Raw genomic sequence first — 12,740 nt, 5'->3', positions numbered from 1 at the left:
GGCCAGCGGCGCCGCACAGGTGAGATGATCCGGGAAGCTTGAGGTGAGATTTTTCGGGAGCTTTGAAACGGTGAGGCTGCGCCACACAAGGCTGCTCACGGATCGCTTCGCGTGAGCAGCCGGTTCCCGATCAGTGAGTTTCGTCGCGGCCGGACGCGTCACCGTTGTGGTCGGCCAGCCCGTCGCGCCAGTTTTTCCACGCGCGATGCAGGCGATTCGACGAGATCGGCCGCATGAAGCCCAGCCATTTGCCGACCCGCTCGGGCGGCACGTCGTGCTCGAACAATTCCGCCGCATAGGTGTTGCGCAATGTTTGCGGGCTGGCGCGCGCGGTGCGTGACGACGTGAGCCCGGCCGATTCGACGATCGCATCGATCGCGCGCAGCATCGTCGCCTTGTGCATCGGTCGCCCGGCATGCGATGCGGGGAAGACGAGTTCTCCCGGAATCTCCTGGCGCTTGCGCTCGGTGAGCCAGGCTTCGAGCAAAGCGATCGCAAACGAGGCCAGATGGGTCTCCCGCGAATAATCCGGATGCGTCGACTCGATCCGCAGCGACGTGCCACTCGTATTGATGCAACTAATCGTAAGTGAGCGCGCTTCGCCGGTTTTGATGCCGGCGCCGAGAAATGCAGCGACGAGCGCGCGGTCGCGACGCTCCTTCCAGTATGCGGAACCCGATACGCCGATCGGCGAAAACAGATAGGCGAGCAACGTCGCGCGCTCTGCCGGCGTGAGGAAACCGGTCGGCTCGTTGTCGCGCGCCTTGCGCCAGTTCGCTTCGCCATCCTGAGCAATGAAGCGGGCCGGATTGGTCGACGCGTACTCGGTGCGGCGGATATGGTCGAGCACGCGCTCGATCAGCCGGAGATAGCGCATCCGCTGCGTTTTCTTGATCGGCAACTCGCCGACGAAGTTCGCGATGGTCGGTGTATCGACCGTCGCCAGGTTCTTTTGATGCGCGCGCATCCACGCGAGAAACGCGCCCCACTGTGCGCGATAGACATCGGCTGACGAGCGGCGATAGTCCTGCATGGCCAGCCATGCGTCGAACGCAGCTTCGGGCGACGCGACCCAGTCGGACGCATCGCGGTCGAACAGATCCTTTTCTTCCGGGTGTGCGGCAGTGTCGGGAGCGGCGGGAAGGGACATGGTATTAATTCCGTTAGTTGCGTATATGGTAGCCCTTTCCGCAACGTCTCGGGCATCGAACGGGTGAACCGGCCGCCGTGCGGCTCGGCCGGGGCTGGGCCATCAGTCTCCCCACGCCTTGGACGGGCGCAGCGCGCGCGCGGGACGCGCGGTGTCGTGCGCCGTTGCCGCGGCTTCATAGGCGAGAACGGCGAACGAAAAGACCGCGGGCAGCGCATTCGAGCGCCCGAAGTCGATCGGATCGTCGGTTTCGGGAAACGTCATGTCCGACGGCCGTTCGAACAACTGGCGCATGCCCGCGTCGTGCCGGCTCGCAAAGCCGAGATCGGCGAGCGCTTCGGCTTCGATCGCGTGCAGCAGGCGCCACGTCAGCGGCACGCGCTGACGGATGTAGCGCCCGGCGATATGGCGGACGATCAATTCGAGGTCGTGCGCGGCAGCCTTGAAGCTGAGCGCGGCCAAATCTTGTTCTTCTGTCATTGCAGGCTCCTGTCGACCAGGGCGGGCGCCTCGGTGCGCCGGCTCCGGCCCGTGCATGGCGGAATGTCCGTATACTGTACAAACATACAGTGTTTTCCGCAACAGGCCTGCGATTGGCCTTTTGGCCGACTATCCGCGCCGTCAGCGATGGATCACGATCAGCAGTGCCCGCGCTTCGGCCTTGCCGGGATTGCGGATCGCATGCGGCTCGTCGGCCGGGTAGCGTGCGGTGTCGCCCGTCTTCAGGCGTCGGCTGGCGGCGGCGGCCTCGATTTCCATCGCGCCCTGCAGCACGGTGAGATGTTCGCGCGTGCCCGGTTCGTGCGCGTTCGATACCAGTGCGCCGCCGCCGGGCAGCGTCAGCTCGTACCACTCGAACTTGCCGGCGAGGTCGATCGGGCCCCATACGCGCAGCTGGTACCGGCCGTCGTGGCCGGCGAGCGTCGGAATGTCGTGCGGGCCGTCCACGCGAATCGTCTCGGGCGCCTTCGGCTGCGAGAACAGTTCGTCGAGCGTGATGCCGAGCGCGTTCGTCAGCCGCCACGCGACGGCGATCGTCGGGTTGGCCTTGTCGCGTTCGATCTCGGAGAGCATCGATTTCGATACGCCGGCCGCGCGCGACAGGTCGTCGAGCGTCAGCTTGCGCTCGTTGCGCAGTCGCTGGATCTGCTCGCCCACGCGCGGCGGGGTCGCGGCCGGTGGTTGCGGGGCGGCTGCGGCGGGCGGGCGCCGCGATCCGGAGGAACTTGCCATTTGGATTCCGTTCGCTTAGAGTTGTTCGATATTTCGAATTCCAGTTCGAAATATCGGATAAGTGCGGTCAACCGAACGACCGACTATAACAGTAGCAGGCCGTTGCGCCGCCACGAGCAGTGCGCTGCGGAATGCGAATCCCTGTCAGGAGCTTTGCGATGCGTGATGCCTTTCTCGCCCAGGTGCGCGGGACGCTCGACCAGATCCGCGCGGACGGTTTTTACAAGACCGAGCGCGAGATCGCGAGTCCCCAGGCGGCAGCCGTGCGGCTCGCCGGCGGTGCCGGCGTGCTCAATTTCTGCGCGAACAACTATCTGGGTCTGGCGAACGATCCGCGCCTGCTCGACGCGGCGAAGGCCGGCCTCGACCAGGACGGCTTCGGCATGGCATCGGTGCGCTTCATCTGCGGCACGCAAACCGTCCACAAGCAACTGGAAAGCGCGCTGGCCGCGTTTCTCGGCACCGAGGACAGCATCCTCTATTCGAGCTGCTTCGACGCGAACGGCGGCCTGTTCGAAACATTGCTCGACGAGAACGACGCAGTGATCAGCGACGAGCTGAACCACGCGAGCATCATCGACGGCATTCGCCTGTGCAAGGCGAAGCGTTTCCGCTACAAGAACAACGATCTCGCCGACCTCGAGGCGAAGCTCAAGGAAGCCGATGCCGCGGGCGCGCGGCACAAGCTGATCGCCACCGACGGCGTGTTCTCGATGGACGGCATCATCGCCGATCTCAAAGGCATCTGCGATCTCGCCGATCGCTACGGCGCACTGGTGATGGTCGACGATTCGCATGCGGTCGGCTTCATCGGCACGCACGGCCGCGGCACGCCCGAACACTGCGGCGTCGAAGGCCGCGTCGACATCATCACGGGCACGCTCGGCAAGGCGCTCGGCGGCGCCTCGGGCGGTTATGTCGCCGCGCGTCGCGAGGTGATCGAGCTGCTGCGCCAGCGCTCGCGTCCATATCTGTTCTCGAACACGCTCACGCCGAGCATCGCCGCGGCGTCGCTGAAGGTGCTGGAACTGCTCGGCAGCGACGAAGGCGCGAAGCTGCGCGAGCGCGTGCGCGAGAACGGCGCGCGATTCCGCAAGCAGATGACCGAAGCCGGCTTCACGCTCGTGCCCGGCGCGCATCCGATCATCCCGGTGATGCTCGGCGACGCGCAGCTCGCGACGAACATGGCCGACAGGCTGCTCGGCGAAGGCGTCTACGTGATCGGCTTCTCGTTCCCCGTCGTGCCGCGCGGCCGTGCGCGCATCCGTACGCAGATGAGCGCCGCGCATACGCCCGAGCAGATCGACCAGACGGTCGCCGCGTTCGTGCGCGTCGGCAAGTCGCTCGGCATCATCTGACGGAGGCGCGACCATGAAAGCACTGGCAAAGCTCGAACGCGGCCCCGGCCTCACGCTCACGCGGGTGAAGCGCCCCGAAGTCGGCCACAACGACGTGCTGATCAAGATCCGCCGCACGGCGATCTGCGGCACCGACATCCATATCTGGAAGTGGGACGACTGGGCGCAGAAGACGATTCCGGTGCCGATGCACGTCGGCCACGAATACGTCGGCGAGATCGTCGAGATGGGGCAGGAAGTGCGCGGCTTCGCGATCGGCGATCGCGTGTCCGGCGAAGGTCACATCACGTGCGGTTTCTGCCGCAACTGTCGCGCCGGGCGCCGGCATCTGTGCCGCAACACGGTGGGCGTCGGCGTGAACCGCGAAGGCGCGTTCGCCGAATACCTGGCGATTCCGGCATTCAACGCGTTCAAGATTCCGCCGGAGATTTCCGACGATCTCGCGTCGATCTTCGATCCGTTCGGCAACGCGACGCACACGGCGTTGTCGTTCAACCTCGTCGGCGAGGACGTGCTGATCACCGGCGCCGGCCCGATCGGCATCATGGCCGTCGCGATCGCGAAGCACGTCGGCGCGCGCAACGTCGTCATCACCGATATCAACGACTATCGGCTCGAGCTCGCGCGCAAGATGGGCGCGACGCGGGCGGTCAACGTCGCGCGCGAGTCGCTGCGCGACGTGATGGCCGACCTGCACATGACCGAAGGCTTCGACGTCGGTCTCGAGATGTCGGGCGTGCCGAGCGCGTTCACGAGCCTGCTCGAGGCGATGAACCACGGCGGCAAGGTTGCGCTGCTCGGCATCCCGCCCGCGCAGACGGCGATCGACTGGAACCAGGTGATCTTCAAGGGGCTCGAGATCAAGGGCATCTACGGCCGCGAGATGTTCGAGACCTGGTACAAGATGGTCGCGATGCTGCAGAGCGGCCTCGACCTGTCGCCGATCATCACGCACCGCTTCGCGGCCGACGATTACGAGCAAGGCTTCGCCGCGATGCTGTCCGGCGAAAGCGGCAAGGTGATTCTCGACTGGACCGTCTGAGTCGACTGAGTGTCGAGACGGGGCAGCGCGGCGCGATCGCCGCCTGCCCCGTTTTCGTTTGCACGCGCACCGTCACACGTCGAAACGCGTGACGCAGCGCTTGAGGTGAGATTATTCGGGAGCTGTGTTTGCGTGCCGAATCGCCGCACGATCCCGCATCGGTGACCGGCAATTGCACGTTCGCTTCACCGGTCGGCAGCTGCTTCGCTTCTCTCCCGTCACGCCATCCGGCGCCTGTTTCTCCACTTCCCCGCAGTTCCCCGCTTCGCTTGGCGTGCACGCGTTCGCCCGCCACCCTATGCGACATCATGCCGAACCGAAACCTCAACCGTGAGCCGCACCCCCGCGTTGCGACTCACTGATGCGCGGGCGATCGGCTTCGATCGGTGCGCCGACCGCTACTTGATCCGTTCACCATTCGATCCGCGCGGGTCGAGCTGAAGGCTCAACACGACGAGCCAGCGCTTCGGACACTGCGGCGCAACGTCGAGCGGATCGCCATGCGCACCGGGAGCCGTGACGAACCCGTGTTGCGCCGCGTACCGGTACGCGCGCAACGCATCTGCCTGCAGCCAGAAGCTCACGAGCGCGCACGTCACGAAGCGGAACAGCAGCACGGTCGCCGCGTCCGGTGCGAAACCGGCTGCGGCCAGCACGCCTTCGAACGCGAACGTCAACACGTGCGCCACCGCGATCGTGACGATCGTCAGCTTCATCACGCCACGCAGCCGTAGCGCCGCCCGCACGCGTGCCTGCCGGATGGCGAGCCGTGCGCGATCGTCGTCGTCATCGCGCTTGCGCACATCGGGTTTCACGATGCCGCACCGGCTTGCCGCGCGACGTCGATCTGCATCGTGCCGTGCGCGCGCGTGCTGCCGTCGGCGCCGCCGACGGCCTTGCACAGGATCGTGCTGTCGTAGTTGTGCCCCGGAAAGCGCACCACGTCGACCGGCTGAAATCCGTCGCGACGACAGAACGCGATGAGCCGAGCCGCCGCGTATGGCGCGTCGAGCGCGAGATGCGTCGCGCCGCGCGCGGCGGCACGACGTTGCGCGAATGCGAGCAGCGCGCGGCCGATGCCGCGATCCTGCCAGACAGGATCGACGGCCAGCTGCTCGAGCGTCGCGACGCGCCGGCTGCGATACGGATCGCAGCGCGAATCGGGATCGTGCGAGCGCATCGTCATCGTCGCGACCAGATGCGCGTTGCCGAGTGCGACGAAGCACTCGCCGGTCAGCACGCGTTCGCGCGTCGCCGCGGCCGGCTGATCGACGCACGGGCAATTGAAGCCCAAGGCGCCGAGCGGCGCGAACGCGCGATGCAGCAGCGCGGTCAGCGTGTCGTACGAATCGCTGCGCGGGTCGAAGCGCCGCACGATGACGCGGCCGTCGAGCCGTTTCGCATAAGCCGCATAGGCGCGCGCGGGGCGCGCGGATTCCGGTCGCTGCATGATGTCCTTTCGCCCAGACAGGGTGACCGAAGTGTAGTGAGCGTCGCGTCGCCGCTTCAAGAAAAAATGTCGTAAACGCGGCCGGCCTCGATGTCTCCGCCAGGACCCGACGAGGCCCTCTCGCCGGCAGGGCTTTTCACATGAAGGTTGACGCCGGAGAACGATCGTTCTACCGTAAACCCATGAACACACTTCTCGACTCCTCCGGCGAACCGGGCGTGCGCGACCGGCTGCTCGACGCAGCCGAAGCGCTGATCTATTCGGGCGGCATCCATGCGACCGGCGTCGATGCGATCGTCAAGCGATCCGGCGCGGCACGAAAGAGCTTTTATTCGCATTTCGAATCGAAAGAGGCGCTGGTGGTCGCCGCGCTCGAACGTCGCGACGAGCGCTGGATGCGCTGGTTCGTCGACGCCACGCTGGCGCGCGGCAAGACGCCGCGCGCGCAACTGCTCGGCATGTTCGACGTGCTGCGCGACTGGTTCGGGCAGCCGGACTTTCACGGCTGCGCGTTCCTGAATACGGCGGGCGAGATACCCGACGCCGACGATCCCGTGCGCGTCGTTGCCCGCATGCACAAGGCGCGTCTGCTGGCGTTCGTGCGCGAGCGCTTCGACGCCTGTGCCGACGAAACCGGCATCGAGCGCCGCGGGCTCGCGCGCATCGCGCGTCAGTGGCTCGTGTTGATCGACGGCGCGATCGGCGTGGCGCTCGTCAGTGGCGATGCAAACGCCGCGCGCGATGCGCGCGCGACGGCCGAACTGCTGCTCGATGCCGTGTCGCGGTAGCCGACGCAGCGAACCCGAACCGGCTGCGTGCGTTCGCGGCCACAACCCTGAACAGGAGCAACCCATGTCCGCTTCCCCCGAAGTTCGTCCGCCCGTTCCGCCCTTCACGCTCGACACGGCGCGCCAGAAAGTGCGCGCCGCCGAGGACGCGTGGAACACGCGCGACCCGCAACGCGTGTCGCTCGCCTATACGCCGCAAAGCCGCTGGCGCAATCGCGCGGAATTCGTGACGGGCCGCGACGAGATCGTCGGGCTGCTGCAGCGGAAGTGGGCGCGCGAACTCGACTACCGGCTGATCAAGGAGCTGTGGGCGTTCGACGGCAATCGCATCGCGGTGCGTTTTGCGTACGAGTGGCATGACGATGCGGGTAACTGGTTCCGTTCGTACGGCAACGAGAACTGGGCGTTCGACGAGAACGGCCTGATGGCGCATCGCCACGCGAGCATCAATGATCTGCCGATTCGCGAGGCGGACCGCCTTTATCACTGGCCGCTTGGTCGTCGTCCGGACGATCATCCGGGGCTGTCCGACCTCGGGCTGTGATGCCGCGCACGCGCTCAACGGAGCGGCGAACGCGTCCCCGCGGTTCAATGGTGAGGAAATTCGGGAGCCGTCCGTTGAAGGTGAGATTTTTCGGGACGAGGTGAAATGCTGCGTCGGACTGTGTGCTTCGACCCGGTCGACGCGGCCTTGCGCCCGATGCAGCGGCGGACGTCTCGACGTGCTGCGGTGTGCGTCGCTGCGTGATGCATCTCACCGATCGCGTCGAAGCGAACGTGTGTTGACGATCGGTGGGTGCGAGCGCGACGTGCAACTCACCGATCGAATTGATTTCGACGTCAACGAAGATCCGCGCAAACAGTGCGCGTTGCGATGTGCCGTCGCTCACCGCTCGACTTCACCGCGACGTATCGGCGGAGTCTGCACAAGTGCGCAACCGCATCGCGTGCCGCTCACCGCAGACTATTCACGCAGTGCCGCCCGGCGCGAACGCCGGACGCGCCCCTCAACCGGCGACCCGCGCGGCGATCGCCTCGCCCACTTCCTGCGTGCCTGCATGGCCGCCGAGATCGCGGGTACGCGGCCCCGTGCGCAGCACGTCCTCGATGGCGGCGACGATCGCATCGTGCGCGTCGCGTTCGCGGCCCGTGCCGTTGCCGAGGAAGTCGAGCATCATCGCCGCCGACCAGATCATCGCGACCGGATTCGCGATGTATTGCCCCGCGATGTCGGGTGCGGAACCGTGCACGGGTTCGAACAGCGACGGGAACGTGCGGTCGGGGTTCAGGTTCGCCGACGGCGCGATGCCGATCGTGCCCGTACACGCCGGCCCGAGATCCGACAGGATGTCGCCGAACAGGTTCGACGCGACGACGACGTCGAAGCGGTCCGGTTGCAGCACGAAGCGCGCGCACAGGATGTCGATGTGCTGCTTGTCGACCGCGATTTCCGGATAGCGTTCGGCCATCTCGGCCGCGCGCGCGTCCCACCACGGCATGCTGATCGCGATGCCGTTGCTTTTCGTCGCGACGGTCACGCGCTTCGCGCGCCGCTGCGCGAGCTCGAACGCGAATTTCAGCACGCGCTCGGTGCCGTGCCGCGTGAAGATCGACTGCTGCATCACGACTTCGCGTTCGGTGCCTTCGAACATCGTGCCGCCCACCGACGAATATTCGCCCTCGGTGTTCTCGCGCACGATCATGAAATCGATGTCGCCGGCGCGGCGGCCGGCGAGCGGCGACGGCACGCCGTCGAACAGGCGCGCGGGCCGCAGGTTGATGTACTGGTCGAATTCGCGGCGGAATTTCAGCAGCGAGCCCCACAGCGAAATGTGATCGGGCACGGTCGCCGGCCAGCCGACCGCGCCGAACAGGATCGCATCCATGTCCGACAGCTGCGCTTTCCAGTCGTCCGGCATCATCTTGCCGTGCCGCGCGTAGTAGTCGCAGCTCGCCCAGTCGATCTCGACGAAGTCGAAGCGCACGCCGAAGCGCGCGGTCACGGCGGCGAGCACGCGCAGCCCCTCCGGCATCACTTCGCGGCCGATGCCGTCGCCGGGGATCACGGCAATCCTGTAAGTCCTGTCGGTCATGCAAATCTCCTTGGCTGGTCGGCCAGCTGCCGGGAAGGCAACGGCCCGTCACGTCATTCTATTTATTTCCATCCGGATTAAAATCACGCAAAAGTTAATCGACTTTCCACGAATCGTGAATAAATCGCCGAACCTCGACGACCTGCGCGTGTTCAGCCTGGTCGTCCGCCTCGCGAGCTTCAGCGCGGCCGCCGAGCAGCTCGCGGTATCGCCCGCGTACGTCAGCAAGCGCATCGCGATGCTCGAGGCGCAGCTCGGCACGCGCCTGCTGCATCGCTCGACACGCCGCATGACGGTCACCGAAGCCGGCGAACGCGTGTTCGCGCGCGCGGAGAAGATTCTCGACGACGTCGATCATCTCGTCGAGGACGTGTCGACCACGCGCACGGTGCCGCGCGGCACGCTGCGCCTGTCGAGCAGCTTCGGCTTCGGCCGGCACGTCGTCGCGCCGGCGCTGCTCGACTTCAGTGCGCGCTATCCGCAGTTGAACGTGCGGCTCGATCTGTTCGACCGGCTCGTCGACGTGGCCGGCGAAGGCTACGACCTCGACGTGCGCATCGGCGACGAGATCGCCGATCACCTGATCGCGCGCCGCCTCGCCACGAACCATCGCGTGCTGTGCGCGTCGCCCGACTATCTGGCCCGCCGCGGAACGCCGCGCTCGCTGGCCGATCTGGCCTCGCACGACTGTCTCGCGATCAAGGAGCGCGATCATCCGTTCGGCGTATGGCGGCTGACCGTGCGCGGCGAAACGGCCACGGTGAAGGTCGGCGGCGCACTGTCGACGAACCATGGCGAGGTGGCCGTGCAATGGGCGCTGGCCGGGCGCGGCATCGTGCTGCGCTCGATCTGGGAGGCCGGGCCGCTGATCGAACGCGGCGCGTTGTGCCGCGTGCTGCCGGACGCGCTTCAGCCCGCGAACATCTGGGCCGTGTATCCGGAACGCGTCGCGGCGTCGGCGAAGGTACGCGTGTGCGTGGATTTCCTGGTGGAGACGCTGGCCGGCCTGAATGCCGTCGCGAGCGACGATACGGCCTGAAACCGGCTAAAGGTGAGCTTTTACGGGGGCGTGCGCAGGCGCCGCCCACGGCGCCTGCGGGCGCGTTACACGGCGCTCGACGCACCGAGCATCAAGTCGAGATTCTGCACGGCCGCGCCGGATGCGCCTTTGCCGAGATTGTCGAACACCGCGGACAGCAGCACCTGGCCGCGCGCTTCGTTGACGAACACGCCGAGCTGCAGATCATTGGTGCCGTTCAGCGCTTGCGGATCGAGATGTGTTGCCGCGGCGGCGTCCGCGAGCGGTGTCACGTCGACGTGGCGCGCGTCCGCGTAGTGGTGCGCGAGACACGCATGCAGCCGCTCACCGGTCACGCCGGCCGGAAGCAGACGCAGCTCGATCGGAATGGTCAGCACGATGCCTTGCCGATAGGCACCGTAGGCCGGCACGAAGAACGGGCGGTGCGCGAGACCCGCATGCTGCCGGATCTCGGGCACGTGCTTGTGTTCGAGCGCGAGGCCGTACACCTGCAGCGGCAACGCGCGCGTGGCGGCGTCGGCCGATTCGAATGCGTCGACGGCCGCCCGGCCGCCACCCGAGTAACCGGACACCGCGTGGATGCTCACCGGGTAGTCGCGCGGCAGCAGCCCGGCCTGCAGCAGCGGGCGAAGCAGGCCGATCGCGCCGGTCGGGTAGCAGCCGGGATTGGTCACGCGCTTCGCATGTGCGATGTCCTGCGCGTGTCCGTCGGCCATCTCGGGAAAGCCGTAGACCCAGTCGGGCTGCGTGCGATGGGCCGAACTCGCGTCGATCACGCGTACCGCCGGGTTCCGGATGAAGCCGACCGCTTCGCGCGCGGCCGCGTCGGGCAGGCACAGGACGGCGATATCGCACGCGTTGAGTGCATCGGCGCGGCGCGCGGGGTCCTTGCGTTCGGCGGCAGGAAGCGTGAGCAGCCGTACGTCGGTGCGGTCGCGCAGACGCGCGTGAATCTGCAACCCGGTCGTGCCTTGGTCGCCGTCGATGAAGACAGTGGGGAAGCTCATGATGGTCGTGTGCGTCGCGTTCGGTCGTCGGGGGAAACCGTATCGTCCACCGAACGCCTAGAATAGGAAAAGTTGAATTTGCTGATCGTATGATTCAGCTTTCCTGAACGAGAGGGATGCGATGCGCGAGATCAGTCTGGACCGCCTGCGTACGCTGGTCGCGATCGCGGACCAGGGTTCCTTCGTGGCGGCGGCGCAATGGCTTCACCTCGCCCCGCCGACCGTCAGTCTGCATGTCGCCGAGCTGGAAAGCCGCGTCGGCGCGCCGCTGCTGTCGCGCACACGCGGCAACGTGCGCCCGTCGGTGATCGGCGAAGTGCTGGTGGAGCGGGCGCGGCGCCTGCTGGCCGAGGTCGAAGCCACGCTGGACGACGTGCAGCGACAGGTGCAGGGGTTGAGCGGGCGCGTCCGGCTCGGCGCATCGACCGGCGCGATCGCGCATCTGTTGCCGCAGGCGGTGGCCGGATTGCGCGCGCAGCATCCGGATATCGACGTGCAGATCGCAGTGCTCACGTCGCAGGATACGCTGGCGCGCATTGCACAAGGCACGCTCGATGTCGGGCTGGTTGCGCTGCCGCAGGCGCCGGTCGCGGGGCTGTCGATCCGGCCGTGGCGTCGCGATCCGGTGATGGCTTTCCTGCCTGCGGACTGGCCGCTTCCGGCCCGTGTGACGCCGGCGTATCTGGCCGCGCGGCCGCTGATCCTCAACGATGCGACGACGCGCCTGTCGCGGCTTACGACCGAATGGTTCGCACTGGGCGGCCATCGGCCCGAGCCGCGGATCGAACTGAACTACAACGATGCGATCAAGAGCCTGGTCGCCGCGGGGTACGGCGCGACGCTGCTGCCGCACGAGGCGGGCGCCCCGCTGCCGGATGCGCGCATCGTCATGCGGCCGCTACGTCCGGCGTTGTGGCGCGAGCTGGGGATTGCCCATCGTGCCGGCCCGGTCGAACGGGCGACGCAGCACGTGCTCGACGCGCTGTGGGCGCTCGGTGCGCGATAGCCGACCATTGTGCGATCGGCCCGTGCGAGCCGTGCGGCCCGCACGCGCGTTCAGAGCCGGTTGTCCTTCGCCAGCGTGAGCACGCGCGCCCAGCGCTGCGCATCGCGCTTGTCCATCATCGGCAGCTTCCATTCGCCGCGCACGGCGTCGCGCACGCGCACGATGAGATGCCAGCGGCCGTCGATCGGCGCGGCCTCGCAGCCGTCGAGCTGCGACAGCGTATAGCGGCCGTCCGCGCCGTCATGCGACAGCCACAGCAGCCCTTGCGTCGCGGACACGCGCAACTCGCCCCATGCGCGATGCACGACGTGCGTCCAGCCTTCTTCCTTCGTGTTCGGTGCGATGTCGCGGCGACGCTTGAGCCACCACGCGATCAGCGCGACCAGGAGCGCGGCGGCCAGCACGGCGGCCGCGATCGCGACCGGCTGGCCGAACTGCGCGGCGATGACGTGAAACAGGTGAACGGCGCCCCATCCGAGGGCGATGAGCGCGAATAGCGCAATGAAAATCGGCATGTCGAATCGGAAAGGAGGACGGGCCGGCGCATGCAGCATGCCGGCCCGTTGCACACGGC

At 67.0% G+C, this 12,740-nt stretch carries 14 protein-coding genes; 6 read left to right on the top strand and 8 right to left on the bottom strand.

What is annotated here, in order from left to right:
• Window positions 1-130: 130 nt before the first annotated feature.
• The 3 genes from H0X95_RS08440 to H0X95_RS08430 all read right to left on the bottom strand — a co-directional run bounded on the left by H0X95_RS08440 (window position 131) and on the right by H0X95_RS08430 (window position 2,383).
• Window positions 131-1,150 (bottom strand): tyrosine-type recombinase/integrase, encoded by a 1,020-nt coding sequence (locus H0X95_RS08440; RefSeq protein ID WP_059722231.1) that lies wholly within the window; start codon window positions 1,148-1,150, stop codon window positions 131-133.
• 102 nt (window positions 1,151-1,252) lie between these two features.
• A complete protein-coding gene (locus H0X95_RS08435; protein ID WP_006485149.1) occupies window positions 1,253-1,630 on the bottom strand; it encodes a DUF2471 family protein in 378 nt (125 codons plus the stop codon).
• A 141-nt stretch (window positions 1,631-1,771) separates the two neighbouring features.
• Complete coding sequence (locus H0X95_RS08430; protein ID WP_006496226.1) at window positions 1,772-2,383, bottom strand: helix-turn-helix domain-containing protein; 612 nt, start codon at window positions 2,381-2,383, stop codon at window positions 1,772-1,774.
• Window positions 2,384-2,541: 158 nt separating this feature from the next.
• On the opposite strand from H0X95_RS08430, the gene H0X95_RS08425 reads away from it, so the two are divergent.
• Window positions 2,542-3,741 (top strand): glycine C-acetyltransferase, encoded by a 1,200-nt coding sequence (locus H0X95_RS08425; RefSeq protein WP_006496225.1) that lies wholly within the window; start codon window positions 2,542-2,544, stop codon window positions 3,739-3,741.
• Window positions 3,742-3,754: 13 nt separating this feature from the next.
• A complete protein-coding gene (tdh, locus tag H0X95_RS08420) occupies window positions 3,755-4,783 on the top strand; it encodes an L-threonine 3-dehydrogenase (RefSeq protein WP_006480187.1) in 1,029 nt (342 codons plus the stop codon).
• Between the two features lie 398 nt (window positions 4,784-5,181).
• On the opposite strand, the gene H0X95_RS08415 is transcribed toward tdh, so the two are convergent.
• Together H0X95_RS08415 and H0X95_RS08410 are read right to left on the bottom strand one after the other, a co-directional pair.
• Window positions 5,182-5,598, bottom strand: coding sequence for a hypothetical protein (locus H0X95_RS08415; RefSeq protein WP_059722232.1), 417 nt, complete (start codon window positions 5,596-5,598; stop codon window positions 5,182-5,184).
• Window positions 5,595-6,233: a GNAT family N-acetyltransferase gene (locus H0X95_RS08410; RefSeq protein ID WP_059722234.1), complete on the bottom strand. Its 639-nt coding sequence runs from the start codon at window positions 6,231-6,233 to the stop codon at window positions 5,595-5,597. The genes H0X95_RS08415 and H0X95_RS08410 overlap by 4 nt, the downstream gene beginning before the upstream one ends.
• 182 nt (window positions 6,234-6,415) lie before the next feature.
• On the opposite strand from H0X95_RS08410, the gene H0X95_RS08405 reads away from it, so the two are divergent.
• On the top strand, window positions 6,416-7,021 hold the full coding sequence (locus tag H0X95_RS08405; protein WP_043205268.1) for a TetR/AcrR family transcriptional regulator: 606 nt from the start codon (window positions 6,416-6,418) through the stop codon (window positions 7,019-7,021).
• Window positions 7,022-7,085: 64 nt separating this feature from the next.
• Entirely contained in the window at window positions 7,086-7,565 is a 480-nt protein-coding gene (locus H0X95_RS08400) for a nuclear transport factor 2 family protein (protein WP_006485164.1), read from the top strand.
• Between the two features lie 463 nt (window positions 7,566-8,028).
• Here H0X95_RS08400 and H0X95_RS08395 read toward each other — a convergent pair whose 3' ends face one another.
• Window positions 8,029-9,114: a tartrate dehydrogenase gene (locus H0X95_RS08395; protein ID WP_059722235.1), complete on the bottom strand. Its 1,086-nt coding sequence runs from the start codon at window positions 9,112-9,114 to the stop codon at window positions 8,029-8,031.
• A gap of 115 nt (window positions 9,115-9,229) precedes the next feature.
• Here H0X95_RS08395 and H0X95_RS08390 point away from each other — a divergent pair, with 115 nt between their 5' ends.
• Window positions 9,230-10,153, top strand: a complete 924-nt coding sequence (locus tag H0X95_RS08390) for a LysR substrate-binding domain-containing protein (protein WP_006485150.1) — start codon at window positions 9,230-9,232, stop codon at window positions 10,151-10,153.
• 65 nt (window positions 10,154-10,218) lie between these two features.
• On the opposite strand, the gene argC is transcribed toward H0X95_RS08390, so the two are convergent.
• Window positions 10,219-11,160, bottom strand: coding sequence for an N-acetyl-gamma-glutamyl-phosphate reductase (gene argC, locus H0X95_RS08385; protein WP_059722237.1), 942 nt, complete (start codon window positions 11,158-11,160; stop codon window positions 10,219-10,221).
• Between the two features lie 121 nt (window positions 11,161-11,281).
• Between argC and H0X95_RS08380 the strand changes: the two genes are divergently transcribed.
• Window positions 11,282-12,166, top strand: coding sequence for a LysR family transcriptional regulator (locus tag H0X95_RS08380; RefSeq protein ID WP_006485167.1), 885 nt, complete (start codon window positions 11,282-11,284; stop codon window positions 12,164-12,166).
• 50 nt (window positions 12,167-12,216) lie between these two features.
• Here the strand turns inward: H0X95_RS08380 and H0X95_RS08375 are convergent, their stop codons facing one another.
• Window positions 12,217-12,681 carry a hypothetical protein gene (locus H0X95_RS08375; RefSeq protein WP_058902464.1) on the bottom strand — a complete coding sequence of 155 codons (465 nt, stop codon included), beginning with the start codon at window positions 12,679-12,681 and terminating at the stop codon, window positions 12,217-12,219.
• Window positions 12,682-12,740 lie beyond the last annotated feature (59 nt).

This window comes from Burkholderia sp. 9779_493 (assembly GCF_015712215.1).
In the GTDB taxonomy this organism is placed as follows: domain Bacteria; phylum Pseudomonadota; class Gammaproteobacteria; order Burkholderiales; family Burkholderiaceae; genus Burkholderia; species Burkholderia cenocepacia.
Note: the sequence above shows the minus strand (reverse complement) of the source record. Positions and strands in the feature narration are given on the sequence as shown.